Consider the following 19,774-nt stretch of genomic DNA (forward strand, 5'->3'; position numbering starts at 1 on the left):
GAGTTACGCCTTCGAGCACGTGAGACGGGGCCTAGCCGACGGTGGTCCCGAACAGCACACCGACGTAGTAGGTCACCAGCATCGTCAGCGCGCCGACACCGACGTTCCGCGCGATCGCGCGGCCGGCCCGCGCGTCGCCGAGTTTCGCGCTGATGAACCCGGTCAGCGCCAGCCCGACCACGACGGCCGCCGCGCACGCCCAGACGCGCGCCGAGGTCGACGTCCACACGATCGACAGCAACGGCAGCAGCGCGCCGACGGTGAACGCCACCAGCGAGGCCCACGCCGCCTGCCACGGACTGGTCAGATTGCCCGGATCGATGCCGAGTTCGGCCTCGGCGTGCGCCTGCAGCGCGTCCTTCGCGGTCAATTCGCGGGCGACCTCGGCGGCGAGTTCCGGCGAAAGGCCCTTCTCCTCGTAGATTTCCGCGAGTTCCCGTTCTTCGGCTTCCGGCATCTCTTTCAGTTCACGCTTTTCCAGCCGCAACTGTGCGCGTTCGGTGTCGCGCTGGGTGCTCACGGAGACGTATTCGCCGCCCGCCATCGAAAGCGCGCCCGCGACGAGCCCCGCGATTCCCGCGGTGGCGATCGTGGTGGAGTCGGTGGTCGCGCCCGCGACGCCGACCACGATGCCCGCCACCGACACGATCCCGTCGTTCGCGCCGAGGACCCCGGCGCGCAACCAGTTCAGTTTGCCGCCGAGATCCGCGTGCGGTTCGTGGGGATGCTCGGTCGATACCGTATCGGTCACCGTTTCAGTGAAACACGGAAAACGGCGGGAGGCGAGCGGAAAGCGTTTCGGTCAATTGAGGCAATCCTTATTCATTATTGCCTTACCTAAGTCGTCGGATAGATTGCCGGACATGGCAGAGGTGGTGATCCTGATCGGGTTGCAGGCGTCCGGCAAGTCGACGTTCTTCCGGCGGGTGTTCGCCGGAACGCACGTCCATCTCAGCAAGGACCACTTCCCGAACGCCAAACGACGGCAGCGCCGCCAGCTGCGGATGCTGGCCGAGGCGCTCGGAGAAGGCCGTTCGGTGGTCGTGGACAACACCAATCCGTCGCCGGAGGAGTGGACGCCGCTGATCGAGGTCGCCAGAAGGCACGGTGCGCGCGTGTCCGGATACTGGTTCCCGCCGGACCTCGAAGGCTCCCAAGAGCGCAACGCGCTGCGAAGCGCCAAAACCCGGGTGCCCGACGTCGGTCTGTATGCGACGCTCAAGCGGCTGCGGCGCCCGAGCGCCGAAGACGGTTTCGACGAGCTGTACACCGTCGGTTTCGACGGTGAAGGCGGTTTCGTCGTGGAGCGGGGGTGAACCATGGACGCGAGTGATTTCGAGGCACGGCAACGGGAACGCGAGTGGTTCCACGGGCTGACCGTGCCCCCGGGGGCCTGGACGGTGCTCCGCGTCGACGGCCGGGGCTTCTCCAAGTTCACCGAAGCGCGTTTCGAGAAACCGTTCGATCCGCGGTTCGCCGACTGCATGGCCGAGACGGCGAACGCGTTGCTGGCGGAGTTCGCTTCGCCTTACGTGTACACGGAAAGCGACGAGATCTCGCTCGTGCTCCCTCCGGCCGCCGATCTGTTCGGCCGGGGTGTGGAGAAGCTCGTGTCGATCTCCGCCGGGGTCGCGTCGGCCGCGTTCACCCACGCCGCCGGTGTGCCCGCGCACTTCGACAGCAGGGTCTGGCTCGGCACGACGACGGACGACGTCGTCGACTACTTCTCCTGGCGTCAGGCGGACGCGGCCCGCTGCGCGCTCAACGGCTGGTGTTACTGGATCCTGCGCAAGGCGGGGAAATCGGCGAGCGAGGCCGGTGCGGCTCTCGAAGGCACTGGCGTCTCCGAGAAGAACGAACTGCTCTTCGCGCACGGCGTCAATTTCGCCGAAGTCCCCGCCTGGCAGCGTCGCGGCGTCGGGCTGTACTGGGAGTCCTACGAGCGCACCGGTTTCGACCCGGTGCGAGCGGTCGAAGTCGCCGCGACCCGCCGGCGTGTTCGCGTCGATCGTGAGCTGCCCATGAAGGGCGAGTACCGGGCGTTCCTCGGTGAACTGCTTCAGCCGATCGGCTCGGGCAACCGACGCACCGAGTAGGCGAGTTCGATCGTCTCGCCGGTCGCCGGGTCGCCCAGCTCCACGCGCCAGGAGCCGGCGAACTGGTCGACGCCGTGCACCATCGGGATGGTCCCGGAGATCAGCACGGTGCCCGGGGCGTGGAGGCCGCGCTCGCGCAGCACGTCCAGCCAGTACGACGGCGGCAGCAGTTCCGCGAGTTTCCCTTGCTGGATCAGGGTTTCATCGGCCCAGGCGGACAGCGTGAGGTCGTCGAGCCGGTCCTGCACGTCGACGAGACGCCAAGCCTTGGCGGCGAGGACGTCGGGGCCGGCGTTCTTGCTCCACGCGACGCCGTGCGCTTCGAGCGCGCGGTCGGTGTGGTCGCAGGCGGCGGTCAGGAGGACGTCCTCGGGCTCGGGGCCGGTGATGACGATGGCCCATTCGGCCTCACCGGAGGTCCGCTCGTGCTGCACCGGGACCTCGTCGGTCTGGCTCGCGAGGTACGGCGCGACGGGGTAGAGCGCCGGGATCACCGAAGGCGCGGGGACGCCGAGTTCGGCCAGTTCGGCCACGTGGGCGGCGACGTCCTCCTGGCTGCGACCGGCGTATCCGGCGTTCAGCAGCGTGTGGACCTCGGTCCGCCGCTCCTGGCCGTCGGGAAGGGTGAAACGCAGCTCAGGCATCTGTCCTCCGAGATTGGGGGTTGCGCATACAGCTTGTATACAAGGAGTATATCCGCAATTCAACCCCTCCCGGCGGGGTTGCGGACCTCCTACGGACGGATGTGGACATGACCTCACCAGCCGGTGACCGGCGTTCGTTGCACAAGGCCTTCGCGGCCAGCCTCTCGGGAACAGCGCTCGAGTGGTACGACTTCGCGGCCTACTCGGTGGCGGCCGCGACGATCTTCGGGCATCTCTTCTTCCCCTCGGAAGACCAGCTCGCGAGCACGATGGCGGCGTTCTCCACCTACGCCGTCGGCTACCTCGCGCGGCCGCTCGGCGGATTCCTCTTCGGCCGCCTCGGCGACGTGCTCGGTCGCAAGCGCATCCTGGTCATGACGCTCGTGCTCACCGGCGTGGCGACGTTCCTCATCGGCGTCCTGCCCACCTACGAGACCATCGGCGGCTTCGCGGCGGTGCTGCTCGTGGCGCTGCGGTTCGCGCAGGGTGTCGGCATCGGCGGCGAATGGGGTGGCGCCGTGCTGCTGTCGAGTGAGTTCGGCGATCCGGGCAAACGGGGCTTCTGGGCGTCGGCCGCGCAGATCGGCCCGCCCGCGGGCAACCTGCTCGCCAACGGTGTCCTCGCCGTGCTGGCCGCGCTGCTCACCGAAGATCAGTTCAACAGCTGGGGCTGGCGGATCGCGTTCCTGCTGTCCGGCGCGCTCGTCGGATTCGGTCTCTGGATCCGGCTCAAGCTGGAGGAGACGCCGGTCTTCAAGCAGATCCAGGAGCGGGGCGAACGTTCGTCCGCGCCGATCTCCGAGGTCTTCCGCACCGAACGCCGCGCGCTCGTCGCGGCCGTCCTGATCCGCGTCTGTCCGGACGTGCTCTACGCGCTGTTCACCGTCTTCGTCCTCACCTACGTCACCACGCACACCGACCTTTCGCGCGGTGCCGGGCTGGCCGCGGTGATGATCGGTTCCGCGTTCCAGCTGATCCTGATGCCGCTGTTCGGTGCGCTTTCGGACCGGGTTTCGCGGCGCAAGATGTACCTGTTCGCGACCATCGCCGCCGGGATCTGGCCGTTCGTGTTCTTCCCGATGGTCAGCGGCGGCTCGTTCGCGATGCTGGCGATCGGGATCGTGCTCGCGCTGGTCATCCACGCCGCGCTCTACGGCCCGCAGGCCGCGCTCGTCACCGAGCAGTTCTCGCCGCGCCTGCGCTACACCGGCAGCTCGCTGGCGTACACGCTCGCCGGCGTGATCGGCGGGGCGCCCGCGCCGCTGCTGTTCACCGCGCTGCTGGCCGGTTTCGACACCTGGCTCGCGATCGGGGGCTACCTGCTCGTGACCGCGGTGGTGACCATCGTCGGTGTCGTGCTCGCCCGTGACCCGGACCGCGAGGAGGCGGCTGCCATGGAGCCCGTGCGATGACCTGGACTTCGATGTCCACTGTGGAGGGTCTGCCGCTGATCGGCGGGCAGGGCCGGTTCCGCACGCTCGCGACGGCGGAAGGCGGGCTGGCATACGAGATCCACTATCCGGCAGGCGTCGCTTCTCCCGTGCACAGCCACGATCACGACAGCATCGTGTACCTGGTTTCGGGTTCGCTGCGTGGCACGCTCGACGGCGAGGAAGTGACGCTCGAAGCGGGCGGGACCATCGTCCACCCGCGCGGCGTCCCGCACAGCGTCGAGGCCATTGTGGACAGTCAGTGGGTCGAGTTCAAAACGCCGCTGCCTTCGCGGCCGCCGATCGCGGAATGAAGAAACCGGGGCGGACACTGATATCCAGCGTCCGCCCCGGTCGGGAGGAAAGTCTCAGGCGTCCAGCTCGGCCAGCGCCAGCTTCGCCTTCTCCAGCTCGGCTTCGAGCTGGGCCACCTTCGCGGCCTGCAGTTCGCGGGCGGCGTTGATGACCTCGTCGATCGGGCCCGACAGGTCCGCGTGCAGCTCCTTCGCGGCGCGGGACACGGCGGCGGCCGGGATCTCCAGGCCCTTCGCGACCCACTTGGCGCCGTTCTTGAGCTCGGCCTGCCACTCGCCGTCGGCGGTGCCGGTGACCGTGAGGGTCAGCTCGACGGTGCGGGTCTTCTTCGCCGTCGTGGCGACCTTCGGACGGCCACGCTTGGGCTTGGGGGACTCCACCGCGTTTTCGTCGGTGGAGGTCTCCGGGGTTTCCGGAGTCTCGGTCTTCGCCTCGGCCGGGGCTTCGGCCGTCTCCGCCTGCGGCGTCGAGTCGACGGGCGCTTCGGTAGCCGCTTCTTCGGACACGGCGTCAGTGCGTGTCAAGGCATCCACGGTCATCGTCGGTGTCGTCTCCTTGCCCGGGTATGGGGTGGTACCCGGCACATCCTAGAACAGGCGTTCGACTGAGGCGAACCGGGGTGTGGTAGGCGTGTCGGATGCGATGAACGGGCCGTTCCTCGCGAGGAACGGCCCGTTCATGGCGCTTGAGGTGGGACTACTCCTCGGTCTTGCCGGACTTCAGGCCCGAAGAGATCAGGTCCATCACCGACGAGTCGGCCAGCGTGGTCACGTCGCCGACCTGGCGGTTCTCCGCGACGTCGCGCAGCAGGCGGCGCATGATCTTGCCCGACCGCGTCTTCGGCAGCTCCTGCACGACCAGGATCTGCCGCGGCTTCGCGATCGGCCCGATCTCCTTGGCGACGTGGTTACGGAGTTCCTGGACGGCCGCGTCGCCACCGTCCACCGCGTTGCCGCGCAGGATGACGAACGCGACGATGCCCTGCCCGGTGGTCGGGTCGGTCGCGCCGACGACGGCGGCCTCGGCGACCGTCGGGTGCGAGACCAGTGCCGACTCGACCTCGGTGGTCGAGATGCGGTGCCCGGACACGTTCATCACGTCGTCGACCCGGCCCAGCAGCCAGATGTCGCCGTCGGCGTCGTACTTCGCGCCGTCTCCGGCGAAGTAGAAGCCCTGGTCGGCGAAGCGGGACCAGTAGGTCTCGCGGAACCGCTGCTCGTCGCCCCAGATGCCGCGCAGCATGCCCGGCCACGGCTTGTCGAGCACCAGGTATCCGCCGCCGCCCTTGCCGACCTCGACACCCTGGTCGTCGACGACCTTCGCCGAGATGCCCGGCAGCGCCTTCTGCGCGGAGCCCGGCTTCGTGGCGGTGACGCCCGGCAGCGGCGAGATCATGATCCCACCGGTCTCGGTCTGCCACCAGGTGTCGACGATCGGCGCGGAGTTCGCGCCGACGTTCTCGCGGTACCAGATCCACGCCTCGGGGTTGATCGGCTCGCCGACGCTGCCCAGCACGCGCAGCGACGAGAGGTCGTACTTCTGCGGGATCTCGTTGCCCCACTTCATGAACGTGCGGATCAGCGTGGGCGCGGTGTAGTAGATGGAGACCTTGTGCTGCTGCACGATCTCCCAGTGGCGGCCCTCGTGCGGGGTGTTCGGCGTGCCTTCGTAGACGACCTGCGTCGTCCGGTTCGCCAGCGGCCCGTACACGATGTACGTGTGCCCGGTGATCCAGCCGATGTCGGCGGTGCACCAGTAGACGTCTTCGCCGGCCTTGTGGTCGAAGACGTTGTGGTGCGTGTACGCGGCCTGCGTCAGGTAACCGCCGGAGGTGTGCAGGATGCCCTTCGGCTTCCCGGTGGTGCCGGAGGTGTAGAGGATGAAGAGCGGGTGCTCGGAGTCGAACGCCTGCGGCGCGTGCTCCGCGGACTGGCCGTCGACCAGCTCGTGCCACCAGATGTCGCGGCCTTCGGTGATCGGCACCTCTTCGCCGGTGCGGCGCACGACGATGACCTTCTCGACCGATTCGGCGCCTTCGAGTGCTTCGTCGACATTGGCCTTCATCGGGGCGGCCTTGCCGCGGCGGTACTGGCCGTCGGTGGTGATGACGATCCGCGCGGCCTGGTCGTCCACCCGGGAACGCAGCGCTGTCGGGGAAAAACCACCGAAGACGACACTGTGCAGGACTCCGATGCGGGCACACGCGAGCATCGCGACGATCGCTTCGGGCACCATCGGCATCTGGATGGCGACGCGGTCACCCGCCTCGAGGCCGAGGGACTCGAGCGCGTTCGCGGCCTTGGAAACGTCTTCCTTCAACTGCGCGTAGGTGATGTCGCGGCTGTCGCCGGGCTCGCCGACCCAGTGGATGGCGACCTGGTCGCCGTGCCCCGAATCGACGTGGCGGTCCACGCAGTTGTACGCGACGTTGAGCTTGCCGCCCACGAACCACTTCGCGAACGGTGCATTGGTCCAGTCCAGTACCTGCGACCACTTCGTTTCCCAGTGCAGGCGCTCGGCCTGCTTGGCCCAGAACGCTTCCCGGTCGGCGTCGGCTTCGGCGTAGAAGTCGGCGGTGGCATTCGCTTGCGCGCTGAAAGCCTCACTCGGGGGGAAGGTCCTGCTCTCCGTGAGCAAATTGTCCAGCGCCGGCGACTGCTCGGTCATGGTGCGATGCCTCCTGTGATTCGCGTGTCTTCACGCCCGTTGGCACGCTATCGACGTTACGACGCGAAGTAAAAGGTTGCATCGTGGTTGCGCGCGGCATTCACACGCTTGAGGACAAGGCGGTGCGGACCGCCGGCCATTCTGGTCCGGTCAGCGAGTAGACGACGGTGTCGCGGATGGTTCCGTCCGGCCGGACGCGATGCGCGCGCAGCACCCCTTCCCGTTGCGCGCCGAGACGTTCGATCGCCTTCTGCGACTTGAGGTTGCGGATGTCGGTCTCCCACGAGACGCGGTTCGCGCCGAGGTCGTCGAAAGCGTGGCGCAGCAACAGGAGTTTCGACTCGCGGTTGAGTCCGGTCCGCTGCCATTCGGAACCGATCCAGGTGTAGCCGACGGAAACGATCCTGTGGCGCGCGTTCATCGCGTAGAACGACGTCGTGCCCGCGACCTCGCCGGTGCGCGCGTCGATCTGCGCCCAGGCGCGGCGGTCGGTGTCGGCGAGGATGTCTTCGACCATCGCTTCGGCAGCGGCGAGATCCCGCGGCTGCCGGAGGCTGAGCCAGGTCCAGATCGCAGGGTCGGCGCCTGCCGCGAAGAGGCCCTTGGCGTGGTCGCGGGTGAGGGGTTCGAGGCGGACGCGTTCGCCGGTCAAGGTCGCGTGGGTGTTCCAGTCGGTCACGATCATGACGTTACGACCGGCAATGGCCTTACTGGATAGCCAGTTTCGAAGCATTCGAGAAGGCCACTGAGTCGTTGCCTATGCTCGCGGGAACGATCGACGAAGGCGAGGCACCATGGCCGAAGAGCGGGAAGAGCTCACCTGGGAGTTGTTCGGCACGGCCAGCAGGGATCTGGCACAGGCCGTCGCCGACGACGGCTTCGAGCCGGACCTGATCCTGTCGATCGCGCGCGGCGGGCTGTTCGTCGCGGGCGCGCTCGGCTACGCGCTGGACGTCAAGAACCTGCACGTGATGAACGTCGAGTTCTACACCGGCGTCGACCAGCGTCTCGACCTGCCGGTGATGCTGCCGCCGGTGCCGAACGTCGTCGACCTGACCAAGAAGAAGGTCCTCGTCGCCGACGACGTCGCGGACACCGGCGCGACCCTGAAGCTGGTCCGCGACTTCTGCGCCGACCACGTCGCCGAGGTGCGCTGCGCGGTGGTCTACGAGAAGCCGCGTTCCGAGGTCAAATGCGAGTACGTCTGGAAGCACACCGACCGGTGGATCAACTTCCCGTGGTCGGTGCAGGCGCCCGTGGTGCGGCGCGTGGGTCAGGTGCTGGACGCGTGACGGATCCGCTGAAGCCGCTGCTGGACCTCGAAGGGGTCGCCGCGGCCGCGAAATCGGCTCAGGACGCGGTGTTCGCCGTCCACCGGCTGCCCGCCAACCTGCGCGGTGGCGCGGCGACGGCCGCCGAAGCCTCCGTGCGGTCGGCGCGCGCGTCGGCGGGGATCGAGGGCGCCGCGCCTGAACTGCCGGAATCCGGCGAGGTGACCGATCCGGTGCTGGCGGGCGCGCTGCGGGTCGCGGAAGCGCTGGAAGGCCTGCTCCCGACATGGCGGCGGGCGCCGCTGCAGGCGTTGGCGCGACTGCACGTTCTCGCCGCGTCGGATCTGGTGACGGACCTCGACGCGCTGGGGCGGCCGCGATCGTCCGGTGACGTCGGGCCGCGGCTGGAGCTGCTGGCGCAACTGGTCACCGGCGCGACGTCGGTGCCGGGTCCGGTGCTGACCGCCGTCGTGCACGGGGAACTGTTGGCGCTCAAGCCTTTCGGCTCCGCGGACGGTGTCGTCGCGCGGGCGGCGGCGCGGCTTTCGGCGGTGGCGACCGGGCTGGACCCGAAGGCGCTGACGGTGCCGGAGGTCGCGTACTTCCGGCGCGTCCCGAAGTACCTCGAAGCGGCTTCGTCGTTCGCGGGCGGCACTCCGGACGGCGTCCGCGCCTGGCTGCTCTTCTCGTGCGAAGCCTTCGAGGCCGGCGCTCGCGAGGCGAAGTCCATCTCCGACGCCGCCGGCTGACGTGGGCTGAAAGCGTCCTTCGCCGCATCTCACGCGACGAAAGCGTCCTTCACCGCGTCCTATGCGGTGAAGGACGCTTTCAGCCCACGTGGTGTCCGGCCATACGGGATCTTGCCAAGGTGTAGTGCGTGACCACATGGTCTAAGCGCGCCGGGCGACCTAACGTCGTCGGGCATGAGTGGTGCGTATCACAGCGATCTGGCGGGTAAGTCCGCGCTGGTCACAGGCGCCGCGGGCGGGATCGGGCTGGCCTGCGCCGAAGCGCTCGCCGAGGCCGGGGCCAAGGTCCACCTCGTCGACATCGACGACGCCGTCGAGAAGGCGGCGGCCGACGTCGACGGCATCCCGCACGTCGTCGACCTCACCGACGCCCAGGCCGTCGAGACGCTGCCCGCCGAGATCGACATCCTCGTCAACAACGCCGGTTTCCAGCACATCGCGCCGATCCACGAGTTCCCGCCGGAGACGTTCACCCGCGTCCAGTCGCTGATGGTCACCGCGCCGTTCCTGCTCATCCGCCGCGCGCTGCCGAGCATGTACGAACGCGGCTGGGGGCGCGTGGTCAACATGTCCAGCGTCCACGGCCTCCGCGCGAGCCCGTTCAAATCCGCGTACGTCACCGCGAAGCACGCGCTCGAAGGCCTCTCGAAGGTCACCGCGCTCGAAGGCGCCGAACACGGCGTGACCAGCAACTGCGTCAACCCGGGCTACGTCCGGACGCCGCTGGTCACCGGCCAGCTCCAGGCACAGGCCGAGGAACACGGGCTCGAACGCGACGCCGTCATCGAGCAGGTCCTGCTGCGGCGTTCGGCGATCAAACGGCTCATCGAACCGGCGGACGTCGCCGCGTGCGTGCTCTGGCTGTCCGGCGATCACGCCGCCCATGTCACCGGTACCTCGATCCCCCTCGACGGCGGCTGGACCGCCGCGTGAACCCCCAAGAAAGGACCTCCCCGGTGACCACCCAGAACCGCGGCTCGATCGCGAAGGTCGTCAGCGCCAGCCTGATCGGCACGACGATCGAGTGGTACGACAACTTTTTCTAAGGTGCGCTGACCAGCCATTATGTAGTTGTTGATCTTGTCAGGCCGTCGTCAGGCCGTCGCGGAGTCGGAGGCCGGTTCAGGCCGTCGACGGGGCTTGAACGTCTTGTTGGCCGCCAGTCGGGCGCGCTTGTGGCTGTTCGGCACGAGGTGGGTGTAAATGCGGAGGGTGTAGCCGGGGTCATGGTGACCAAGGTATTCGGCGACTTCCTTGATAGAGACGCCGTTGGCCAGCCAGGCCGACGCGCAATAATGCCGCAGGGCGTGCATGCCGTCACGTCGTTTGCCGTAGTCGTACCCCGCCGCGCGGACAGCGGGACCCCATACCTCGTTCGTGAAGTTCCCGCCCCGCCACACGCTTGTGGCCAGCGTGCCCCGATACTTGCCCAACTCGTCAGAGTCTTTGTTGATCAACACCCGCACCGTGACCAGATCACCGCCGGGGTGCAGCCAAGGGAGCGTGAGCGTGGCAGGCTCGAACATCTCGCAGTAGTCGTCGATCGCGTCGAGGACCCCTTCCCCGAGCGGCACCACGCGCGTTTTCCCACCCTTGGGAGGCGCGAACACGGGAACCTTCCCGATCCACCTGATTTGCCGCTCTACACGCAACTCAAGGGCGTCACGGTCGATATCGTCCGGACTGGTCCCGAACATCTCCATCTGCCGCAGAGCGCACCCGCCGCCGAGCGGAACCATGATCTGATACACGGGCGGCAGCGCGAGCTGCACCTTGTGGATCTTCGCATCAGGCCAGGGAACGATCTTCCGTTGCTCCGGTTTCGGACGCCGGACACTCTTGGCCTTGCACGGGTTCGCGCGGATCTTCTTGTCCGCCACCGCAGCCTCCAGGATGGCCGACAGCAGATCCCACAACTGTGCCCGGTAGGACGCCTCCACTCCCGCTGTCTTCTCGTCGCCCTCTTTGAGCCATTCCAGCCAGTCCCGCAATGTGTCCACTTTGGCCACAACCTCAAGCGGCTTATCCCCGAGCTTCGGATACACGCGCGCCTTCAATCGGTGCGCAACCGTCTGCATGGTCGACGCGTCCTGCGACTGCCCCTTAAGCCACTGCGCCGTGTAGACACGGAGACTGATCTTGCCCGCGTCCGGATCGATGTACTCACCCGATAGCACATCGTGTTGCATTTTGGTCAGGAACGCCTTCGCCCTTCCCAATTGCTTGTCCGGAAACGACTTCGCCCGCTCCTTGCCGTCCTCATCGTAATAGTGGACCTTGTACCGTTCTCCTTTGCCGAACAATTCCGTCTTTTCCCGCACCGGACGGCCGTTGGCATCGAAAACAAGGCGCTTGCCTTCCTTTTTCTGCCGCCACCACCGGTCTTGAACGTGACCTTTCACCGGGTAGTCCCTTTCTCTTCGAGGTTGCCGAAGCATCGGCGTCCCATAACACGACGACGAGGGACCCGGGCCGCCATGACAGAACGACCCGGATCCCCGCCGGTTAGGAGCTGGACAGCTTCGCCAGCCATGCCCTCACTTGTCCGGGCGCGTAGCGCACATGCCGCCCGACTTTCATCCACGGCGGACCCGATTCACCCTCGGACCGCCAATTTCGTAACGTCTTCTCCGGTATCCGCAGGAACGACGCCAGCTCGTCCGGCGTCCACAACGCCTCAACATCGGCCACATCCGTGCTCACCTGATCCCCCTTCCCCTCGATCAAGCAGCCCGCAGCCCGATTGCCGAAGTTTCGGGACTGTCGTCACCGGGTGGACCTTGCGCAGCGAGTAGCGCCCGGCCGTACTCGGCCCGCCAGGTGATCCGTTCGGCGATGGCGCGCATCACCAGGTGGTCCCTCGGTGGGCAGTGGGTGTCGCCGGGTTCGACCTTGCGCCAGACGAACCGATCCGCCGCCGGTTCCTCTTTCACCACCCCGATATCCGCCAGCGCCGACACCACGAACGCCTTCCGGTCCGCCTTGTGATCGGCCACCGTCTTGCCCGACCACTTCCGCGACACCAACACCCGCCGACCCGGCAGCCCGAGCGTCGTCCGACGGTGAGCGCGTCCCTTGCAGCGTCCGGGAACGGTCTTTCCGTTGGCTCCCTTGGGGTTGATGCCGTACAGCAGCCACACCGCGCACCGAGGCGAACACGGGGTCACCGACAGTTCAGCGTGAAGACGGTCGTGGTGATCCCGCTGCGCCGCAGTGTCAGCGTCGACCACCTCACCCGTCGACTTCGTCAGGTACTTGGTCAGGTAGCCGATATGACGCCCGGATTCCTCCGTGCCGCCCAAGATCCCCTTGGAGTGCACCTGACGGCCGAACGTGACCACGTGCGCCGGTTCCTCCACCGCCTCCCGAGCTTCGTCGAACGACGGCAGAGGCTCCCGCGTGTCCGGGTCCACAAACGAGCGGGAATCCATGTCCCACAACGGTTCCCGGTCCGTGTACACGATCTCGTCATGGTTGGGCCACCACACCTGATGGTAGGTAGCCTCCGTGACCATCCTGATGACTTCGTGGGAGATGGAGCCCCGGAGCGCGGTGTGCAGGTGCGGAGCCGCCCGCCGTTGGGGTTCCACGGTGGCGAAGTACTGCACATCCCAGCCGACCACGCGCCGCAGGTTCTGCCACCACCTGTCCACCAGCGCCGAGAAGTGCACCGCGTCCCGAGCCGCCCGCCGGTAGTCATACGTCGACGGGTTCACCGGCGAACCATCGGACCGCACCGGGCCGTAGGTGTCGCAGGTGAGCGTGACGAACATCGACGGCCGGAACTTCCCCGCGTACTCACGACCCACGGTGGTCTTGGCGACCTTGCGCCGAGGCAGGTTCGGCGCATCCTGCCGCCGCTTCGTGGACCGCTTCACCGGACGCTTCTCCGGAACGTCGAGAGCGGGCAGGCGCCCCGTCATCCCGGACGCCCGCAGCTCCTCGTCCACCGAGGCGACCTCTGCCCGCAGCTCCTCCGCCTCGACCTCATCCCCGGCTTCGATCGCGTCCCGGTAGTGCGCCGCCAGGTCAGCCCGGAACTCCAGTAGCTCCGTTTGCGTCTCTGACGGCCTCTCGCGGGTGATCACGGGTTCTTCGGTCATGTGCCAGCCCTCGCGGCACTGTGCCTGCCTCAGCGCCTTTGCCTTGCGAGCACAGGGAAGGCACACCGACTCCACAGTGGACCCGCACGGCACAGGCACGTAGCGGATCTCGCCGGTTTCGGTGTCTCCGACCTCCATAGTGAACGGCCGAACACACACGCCGTGCTTCTCCGCAGTGGCCTTCACGACCTCCGCTGACAGCGTCCCGCGGCTTACCCTGACCCCTACTCCATTCGGGGGTGCCGGCCGGGCGTCCGCACCCGCTTCTACCTGCGAATTCGTGATTTCGGTGGTGGTCATGCCGTCCCCCTCTCGCCGCGCCGATCTGACAGGTGCACCACCGACGCGCCACCGTTGGTGACGTAGTGCTCCAGATGCTTGACCGTCTGATCGGACACCCAGCCCGCCCGCACACGCAGCGGTTCGCGGATGCCCTCTCCCCACACGTAGCCGACACCGGCCGCCGACTCCGGAATCCGGTTCGCCCACGCCCCGCGCTCGAACGCGCCGTCACCGAGCACCATCGGAACCTGCGACTTGGACGTCACCCGCAGCGCCACCCGCCGGGGCAGCAACTCCCGCACCGGAACGGTTTCCTTCGTCGGCTCCTGCACATAGCCGCGCACCGTGAACAACAGCGCACGGCCTTGCGTGGCCAGCACTGCTACCCGCTCCACAATGGCCTCACGGGTCTTGCGGTCGGTGTAGCGGGTCAACGCGCCGATCTCGTCGAACTCCAGAAGCTCCAACGGATACTCCGTCGAGAGCGGCACCTCACGGGTGTTTCCCGCGAAGACGCGCTTACGGTTCTCCAGCTCATCGATCAGCGCGTCCAGGATCTCCAGAGCCTCCTTACCGCTCTGGCCGTAGCGGGTGAAGATCCCGCGCCCGTAGGACAATTCCATCGCTTTCGGGTCGATCCCCGACACACGCACCAGACCGGCCCGGATGGCCGGGGCAGCCGACACCAGCGGCGACCACATCACCGAGCCCTTACCGGCCCCGGTCGCGCCAGCCACCAACGTGTGCGCGCCACGACCCATCAGCGGCAGCGTCCACGGCGTGCCGTACTCCGTCGACCCCGCATAGACCGCCCGCAGATCCACCCCCGACCCGTCGGTGGGCAGCAGCTCCGGGACAGGCAGGCACGTCACCGCCGCGTCGAGCAGATCACGGCGCATGAAGTCGATGGACACCACATTGGGTTCCAGCTCCCGCACCTGACACCGCTGAACCTTGCGCGCCACCGCCAGCTCCCGCGCGACCTCATCGAAGTCTTCCGGCTTCTGGCCCGGAACCAGCCGGACCCGGACCTCATCCCACGACGGGCCGGAGCGCACGGACAGCAGTTTCGGCACTGCCACCCCGGATGCCTGCCGAGCCTTCGCGACCGCCTCACGCTTACGCCGACGTGACACCAGATTCACCGTCACATCAACGGGAATCGCGTCATCCCGGACAGTCAGGCCGCAGGCGTGCAGCCAACCGGCCAGCTTCCGACCGTAGAGCGCCCAGCGCAGCCACCACCCGCGCAGCCACCGACCGCACCACTGGTCATAGCCCACCTCGTCCAGCCGCCACCACACCAGCAGCACGACCGCCAGCACGCCCACCGTGACGACGAGCGAGATCCAGCCCAGCCAGGTGCACCAGGCCCACAAAGCCAGCAGTGCCAGGCAGGTACGCCAGCGCGTGACCAGTTGCCGAACAATCCAGCCGACCACCCGCAACAGGCCCCACAGCGCCATTCCGAGCACCGCCAGCGCGGCCAATGCCTCCAGCACACTCGCCAGGACACGGCCGACCTTGGCCAGCACCCACAGCACCACCGCCAGACCGCCGCCGACCGCAAGGGTGGTCATGATCTCCTGCGTGTTCATCGCCGACCACCCCGCAGACCAGCAGCGGGAACCACGATCGGCAGCGGCAGCATCCCCATGCACGGGGAGCACTTCTCCTCACCCGGCAGCAGCCGAGCGAACCGTTTGCATTCCGTACAGCGCGTTCGGGTGACCCCCGTTGACGCGCGCCGCGTGTCATCATTTATCTTATTCATTGTTCACTTGCTCCAGTGGACAGGCGCAGAACCGGTTTCAGTTTGCCGACCAAGGCCGGTTCTGCGTTCTTATGGGACACTTTTAGCCGCGTGAGGACGTGTTTATGTATCGCACGTCCTCACGCGCGTTTTTGTTTCTATATTGACTTTTCGTTCGGTCTATCTGAATTAGTAGCGCGAGATTCGATCCGCTCCCCACTGCGTCGAAGCCTGCCTGCCGGGTGGGCGAAGCTGAACACCCTCGGCCAGCAGGACCCGCCGAGTCTGGCCGCAGCTCATGCCATGAATGTCAGCCAGTTGCTGAATCGTGTGGCCGCCGTTGTAAGCGTTCACCAGACCCGGAGGCGCTGGCGGCAGCGGGACCTTTGGGGGGCGAAGCTTGACCTTCGCACCGAGGAGCGCCGTTCGGACCGCCCGATAGCTGAACCCGTATTGCTGAGCCAGGCCCTCGATAGTTCTCCCCTCATTCACGTAACGGTCGGCAAGCTCGACGACCACGTCAGAATCAAGCGCCATCAGCGAGTCTCCGCCTTCTCTTTCGCGATCCTCGCCGCCAGCTCCTCCGCCTTGTCTTCCTCGTGTGCGACCCAGTACCGAATCTCGTGATGATGGAAACGGTCCACATCGGACACTGCGCGGTACATCTTTGCGTTGGCCTGCCGCCATTTCAGCCACGTTGCGAGGTTCGAGCCCGGCAGCGGCCGAGTGGACGCCGCAACGTGGTGAGCATCCTTGAGCGTTTGCGGCTCATTCCTGCCCGGGGTAGTCATCACAGACCCCGTTCCTTGCGCGGCTTTCGAGCAGCGCCGCCAGTTCGTCCGCGCAATCGCGGAGTCGGCGAAGGAAGGCGGCTCGGTCCGGCCAAGTGCTCCGGTCGCCCGGGGGCCTGATCAGCAGCAGGCCAGCCGTACCCGACAGCACCAGCGCCGGGGGTGATTCCGGACTCGAACCAGTCTCCTCCACTGTCGCCTCGTCCCACCGGGAGATCACCCATGTCGGACCGAACCCCTCCCGCATACTCGTCACCTCCTGCCCTGCGTTCCCACTCCCGTGCTTGGTCTTCGAACGCTTGCGCGGCCGAGCCCACGGCGGCAACCACCCACCACGGCTGATCACGGTCACCGGCCAACGCCCGCCAGGCCTGCGCGACCGACCGCGACGCCGCCGCCATCTCCCAGGCAACCTCCGGATTCGTGCCCCGCGACCGTGCGTCCGCGTCCGACGCGTCCCGATAGGCGCGATAGGCCGTCTCCCACGCTGATACCCGCTTGTTCGGCATCACGACACCACTTCCCTGTAGAAGTCAGTGCCGTCACGCGGCCTTGGCCGAGGACTCACCCGCCGTCGACCGGGCCGCCTTCCCACCCGGGGCCGAACCCGAGCCACTCGCCGCAGCCTTGAACCCGGTCGCGCGGAACATGTAGGCCAGGTACTTGAACTCGCCCTGCCCGGTCACCTTCGGCTCAGCGGTCAACCCGTCGAGCTCCACCGGCCGCATCCCCGGCATCACCTCCGCCGTCGTCGGCACCGGCTGCACATCAGCCAGCAACGTGATTTCAAACGATGCCCGCTTCGCCTTCGCCTCACCCGGATCGGTCGCCGTGAACTTCCACTGCCGCTTACCCGTCACTTCATCGACCCTCTGCCGCACCGGCCGCCCCTGCGCCTTGTCCTCACGCGACTGGTACTCGTTGTCCGCCGACACCTCTCCCACCATCACCAGACCCATAGGGAACGCGTCGTCGTGCTCGATGCTGAACCGGATACCTTTTTCGATCGCCATGTCGTGTTGAACCTTTCCGCTTGTCGTTTCCGCCTTTACCGGCGTACCTACAACAATCGGCCAAACAGGTGTCCCGTCACGACACCATGGAGTACTCACCTGAACGCATCGCGTGCTCATGTTGTCTCATCTTGTCTTGTCTCGCGTGCTAGATTGGTCTCATGAGCACCGATACGGCCACGTCGGAGGCCCGCCCCATCGTTCTCAAAGTGCTGCTCAGGGGACGGCACTTGCAGAGCTACCGCGCGTTCTGTCGCGAGTACGACAAGGTGGCCGAGAGGGTCGACAAGAGCCTACGAGGCGGCGCCCCAGCAAGGCCCAGTTCTATCGGTGGCTATCCGGTGACATGGTCGGCCTTCCCTACGCCGACCATTGCCGCATCCTTGAAGCAATGCTCCCCGGCTGGCAGGCCGAACAACTCTTCGAGCCCCACGACGGCGGAATCGAGTTCGTACCCGAACCACCGAGTGCCACCCCGGAGCAGCCCGAGGAAACTCGCCTCGAACCCGAAGTGCGCCGCGCTCCGTACGGAAGCCAAATCGGCGAGGAATTTACTCTATCGGTTCCCCGTGCCGAATTCGGCGAAGCGAAGATCGACGTATTTTCCCTACCAAACCCCCAGCCCGGAAGTCTCCTGGATCTCAACTGGGAAACTTTTGGCCTTGGCATTGAACGACTCGGAAGCCAGATCAAGAACCTCGGAAGCCGTCTCGACGTCGATATTTGCTTCGGCATCAACGAGGCCGGATTGGTAATGGCTACCTTTCTTTCTTCCTCACGGTTCTCGCGATGCCCTATCGGATACCTTCGCTGCAACAAGGTTCGCGGCGGAATTGAACTCGATGACGCTTCCGTCTTCCCGGAATCAAAAGACCATCCCACGATCGTATTGTGCGATTTCGAAGTCAAACACTCGGACGCAATTGGTTACCTCGCAAAACAGGTCCGAGAGCGCTACCCGACGGCAGACCTCTACTTTGCGGTGTTTGGCGCCATGACCCACGGGGACGACCCCCGCGCGTACAGCTTTGACGACCTCGCGGGCGTGCAAAACCTGCGCAAGGCAGACTTCTCGGCTATCTTCATCGCTGCAACCATGAGCCCGCCCGGCATTGAACCCCCATTGGAACTGCGCTAAACCTCGAAGGTGGCCAATCAATGAAGCCCGACAGCTTGATTCCTGATCTGGCGGCAAATATCGCCAATTCAGTCAAGGCAATGATGCTCGAAATACGCCCGCGGCTTGAATACGCCGCCCTTTCAGGCAAGCGTAGTGAGCATGAAAACCTACGACACAGTGACAACTTTCTCTCAGACTTCGACCTCTGGATGCACCAACGCTACAAAGAGGAAATCGCCAAACACGTCCGTTCGTTCGTGTACGCCTCAGAGGAAGCTGATCCCGAGGTGATCGGCCCGGACCCAGACCCCGATCTGTGCGTCTTGGTTGATCCGCTGGACACGAGCGAACTTGCCGTGCGGGGCCTGTACGGCTACACCCACATCATGGTCTACTCGCGCTCGCTTGCGCGACCGATCGTTTCGGTGATCGGAGATATCTTCCATCACATTCAGCTCTACATTGGCGCGCGAGATGCACAAGGCGTGGACCGCGCGTTCATGGTTACCGCCGACTCGACGGAATACGTTCTCGATCGACCGTCCCAAGCCTCTCTGTCGCAAGCGTTGGTCACCAACTACCTCATGCGGCCAGACACACGGTTTGTCTCCCTTGCACAGCAAAGGGATTTTCTCGCTGCGCTCAGCGCGCCGTCCGCCGGGGACAAGAAGAAGGGGCGCATTGGCGTCGACTTCGGCTCGGTGAGCTTGTGTCATGTGGCCGCAGGGATGACCGATGCCACCGTCGAATTTGCCAAGGGTTTCGCCATCTGGGATCTCGCACCAGGCCACTACATACTTCACGCAGCAGGCGGGGCCGTCATCGACCTGCACGGCCGACCGATCCCTCTTGACTACGGCTTTCATTCGCTTGCCGACATTGGTGCAGCGATGGACCCGCGCCAAAAGTTCATCGCCGCCGGTAGCGCCAGCCTTGCCGACGAGATCCTGAAATCCTTGCGCGTGTAGCCCCTCTGTACCTCTCACTTCGGCAGGCGACGGCTACATGCGTTGCCTGCCGAATTTGGCTCTATGGGATCAAGGCGCCGCCGTTGGCGGCGCGCGGGTCACCACCCGTCCGGCGGGCTACGCCCAGGAGGCGACGCCGGCCTCCCGCTCCGCTCCGGCAGGCGCCGCCGGGCGAGCCCGCCGCAGGGCAGCACCCGCAGCGCGCCACCAACGACGACGGAGACCCAGGAGCAACACGGCAGGTCACCCGACCCACCCGACTGACGTGGAGTGGTCACCGGGGCTCCCTCGCCTTTCAGCGTCTAACACCGGCCCGCCCGCATCAAGGCGGGAAAGCGTGCCTTGACACGACCGAACCGGCGCTAGAGGCAGCAGGGACGAGGGGACGGGGGCAGAACAGGGACCGGCATTGGGCCAGGACACAGCGATAGCCCCGCCTCTTGTTCTGAAGCGGGGCTATCGTTTCCTGCTTTCCCACATGATCAGGTTGCTAACACCCAGCTCGAACCCGGGCATGACCGCCTGCCCGCCAGGCCGTCTACAGGCCGTCAGACGACAGGACACGGCCGGAC

21 protein-coding genes are annotated in these 19,774 nt (G+C 66.3%); 9 read left to right on the forward strand and 12 right to left on the reverse strand.

All coding sequences use genetic code 11. The features are described from left to right. Positions 1-31: 31 nt before the first annotated feature. On the reverse strand, positions 32-751 hold the full coding sequence (locus MJQ72_RS44460; protein WP_240596905.1) for a VIT family protein: 720 nt from the start codon (positions 749-751) through the stop codon (positions 32-34). Positions 752-863: 112 nt separating this feature from the next. Here MJQ72_RS44460 and MJQ72_RS44465 point away from each other — a divergent pair, with 112 nt between their 5' ends. Both MJQ72_RS44465 and MJQ72_RS44470 read left to right on the forward strand, forming a co-directional pair. Further along, positions 864-1,316 (forward strand): ATP-binding protein, encoded by a 453-nt coding sequence (locus MJQ72_RS44465; RefSeq protein ID WP_240596906.1) that lies wholly within the window; start codon positions 864-866, stop codon positions 1,314-1,316. A gap of 3 nt (positions 1,317-1,319) precedes the next feature. Then, positions 1,320-2,096 (forward strand): tRNA(His) guanylyltransferase Thg1 family protein, encoded by a 777-nt coding sequence (locus MJQ72_RS44470; RefSeq protein ID WP_240596907.1) that lies wholly within the window; start codon positions 1,320-1,322, stop codon positions 2,094-2,096. Here MJQ72_RS44470 and MJQ72_RS44475 read toward each other — a convergent pair. Next, on the reverse strand, positions 2,060-2,740 hold the full coding sequence (locus MJQ72_RS44475) for a DUF2848 domain-containing protein (protein WP_240596908.1): 681 nt from the start codon (positions 2,738-2,740) through the stop codon (positions 2,060-2,062). The two genes, MJQ72_RS44470 and MJQ72_RS44475, sit on opposite strands and share 37 nt — an antisense overlap. 107 nt (positions 2,741-2,847) lie before the next feature. On the opposite strand from MJQ72_RS44475, the gene MJQ72_RS44480 reads away from it, so the two are divergent. Together MJQ72_RS44480 and MJQ72_RS44485 are read left to right on the forward strand one after the other, a co-directional pair. Further along, positions 2,848-4,152, forward strand: a complete 1,305-nt coding sequence (locus tag MJQ72_RS44480; protein WP_240596909.1) for an MFS transporter — start codon at positions 2,848-2,850, stop codon at positions 4,150-4,152. Beyond that, positions 4,149-4,484 (forward strand): cupin domain-containing protein, encoded by a 336-nt coding sequence (locus MJQ72_RS44485; protein WP_240596910.1) that lies wholly within the window; start codon positions 4,149-4,151, stop codon positions 4,482-4,484. Before MJQ72_RS44480 ends, MJQ72_RS44485 begins: the two co-directional genes overlap by 4 nt. A 54-nt stretch (positions 4,485-4,538) precedes the next feature. On the opposite strand, the gene MJQ72_RS44490 is transcribed toward MJQ72_RS44485, so the two are convergent. The 3 genes from MJQ72_RS44490 to MJQ72_RS44500 form a co-directional block, all read right to left on the reverse strand. Beyond that, complete coding sequence (locus tag MJQ72_RS44490) at positions 4,539-5,024, reverse strand: DUF6319 family protein (RefSeq protein ID WP_240596911.1); 486 nt, start codon at positions 5,022-5,024, stop codon at positions 4,539-4,541. Positions 5,025-5,181: 157 nt separating this feature from the next. After that, positions 5,182-7,152, reverse strand: a complete 1,971-nt coding sequence (acs, locus tag MJQ72_RS44495) for an acetate--CoA ligase (protein ID WP_240596912.1) — start codon at positions 7,150-7,152, stop codon at positions 5,182-5,184. Positions 7,153-7,252: 100 nt separating this feature from the next. After that, the gene (locus MJQ72_RS44500; RefSeq protein WP_240596913.1) at positions 7,253-7,831 is read right to left on the reverse strand and encodes a GNAT family N-acetyltransferase; all 579 of its coding nucleotides are present in this window, start codon (positions 7,829-7,831) and stop codon (positions 7,253-7,255) included. A 115-nt stretch (positions 7,832-7,946) separates the two neighbouring features. Here MJQ72_RS44500 and MJQ72_RS44505 point away from each other — a divergent pair, with 115 nt between their 5' ends. From MJQ72_RS44505 to MJQ72_RS44515, 3 genes are all read left to right on the forward strand, one after another. Further along, positions 7,947-8,444 carry a phosphoribosyltransferase gene (locus tag MJQ72_RS44505; protein WP_072029625.1) on the forward strand — a complete coding sequence of 166 codons (498 nt, stop codon included), beginning with the start codon at positions 7,947-7,949 and terminating at the stop codon, positions 8,442-8,444. Beyond that, positions 8,441-9,172, forward strand: a complete 732-nt coding sequence (locus MJQ72_RS44510) for an oxidoreductase (protein ID WP_240596914.1) — start codon at positions 8,441-8,443, stop codon at positions 9,170-9,172. Before MJQ72_RS44505 ends, MJQ72_RS44510 begins: the two co-directional genes overlap by 4 nt. A gap of 174 nt (positions 9,173-9,346) precedes the next feature. Then, the gene (locus MJQ72_RS44515; RefSeq protein ID WP_240596915.1) at positions 9,347-10,105 is read left to right on the forward strand and encodes a 3-hydroxybutyrate dehydrogenase; all 759 of its coding nucleotides are present in this window, start codon (positions 9,347-9,349) and stop codon (positions 10,103-10,105) included. Between the two features lie 161 nt (positions 10,106-10,266). Here the strand turns inward: MJQ72_RS44515 and MJQ72_RS44520 are convergent, their stop codons facing one another. The 7 genes from MJQ72_RS44520 to MJQ72_RS44550 form a co-directional block, all read right to left on the reverse strand. Beyond that, entirely contained in the window at positions 10,267-11,574 is a 1,308-nt protein-coding gene (locus MJQ72_RS44520; RefSeq protein WP_240596916.1) for a site-specific integrase, read from the reverse strand. Between the two features lie 103 nt (positions 11,575-11,677). After that, positions 11,678-11,875, reverse strand: a complete 198-nt coding sequence (locus MJQ72_RS44525; RefSeq protein WP_315860817.1) for a helix-turn-helix domain-containing protein — start codon at positions 11,873-11,875, stop codon at positions 11,678-11,680. Positions 11,876-11,895: 20 nt separating this feature from the next. Further along, positions 11,896-13,575 (reverse strand): replication initiator, encoded by a 1,680-nt coding sequence (locus tag MJQ72_RS44530; protein ID WP_396426917.1) that lies wholly within the window; start codon positions 13,573-13,575, stop codon positions 11,896-11,898. After that, the gene (locus tag MJQ72_RS44535) at positions 13,572-15,155 is read right to left on the reverse strand and encodes an FtsK/SpoIIIE domain-containing protein (RefSeq protein ID WP_240596917.1); all 1,584 of its coding nucleotides are present in this window, start codon (positions 15,153-15,155) and stop codon (positions 13,572-13,574) included. The genes MJQ72_RS44530 and MJQ72_RS44535 overlap by 4 nt, the downstream gene beginning before the upstream one ends. A gap of 344 nt (positions 15,156-15,499) precedes the next feature. Then, positions 15,500-15,847 carry a helix-turn-helix domain-containing protein gene (locus MJQ72_RS44540; protein WP_240596918.1) on the reverse strand — a complete coding sequence of 116 codons (348 nt, stop codon included), beginning with the start codon at positions 15,845-15,847 and terminating at the stop codon, positions 15,500-15,502. Beyond that, positions 15,847-16,101 (reverse strand): AMED_5909 family protein, encoded by a 255-nt coding sequence (locus MJQ72_RS44545; RefSeq protein WP_240596919.1) that lies wholly within the window; start codon positions 16,099-16,101, stop codon positions 15,847-15,849. Before MJQ72_RS44545 ends, MJQ72_RS44540 begins: the two co-directional genes overlap by 1 nt. 542 nt (positions 16,102-16,643) lie before the next feature. Next, positions 16,644-17,114: a hypothetical protein gene (locus MJQ72_RS44550; protein ID WP_240596920.1), complete on the reverse strand. Its 471-nt coding sequence runs from the start codon at positions 17,112-17,114 to the stop codon at positions 16,644-16,646. Between the two features lie 346 nt (positions 17,115-17,460). Between MJQ72_RS44550 and MJQ72_RS44555 the strand changes: the two genes are divergently transcribed. Together MJQ72_RS44555 and MJQ72_RS44560 are read left to right on the forward strand one after the other, a co-directional pair. After that, entirely contained in the window at positions 17,461-18,252 is a 792-nt protein-coding gene (locus MJQ72_RS44555) for a hypothetical protein (protein ID WP_240596921.1), read from the forward strand. A gap of 20 nt (positions 18,253-18,272) precedes the next feature. Beyond that, complete coding sequence (locus MJQ72_RS44560) at positions 18,273-19,202, forward strand: inositol monophosphatase family protein (RefSeq protein WP_240596922.1); 930 nt, start codon at positions 18,273-18,275, stop codon at positions 19,200-19,202. Positions 19,203-19,774: the final 572 nt, after the last annotated feature.

The sequence above is a fragment of the Amycolatopsis sp. EV170708-02-1 genome, assembly GCF_022479115.1.
Classification (GTDB): domain Bacteria; phylum Actinomycetota; class Actinomycetes; order Mycobacteriales; family Pseudonocardiaceae; genus Amycolatopsis.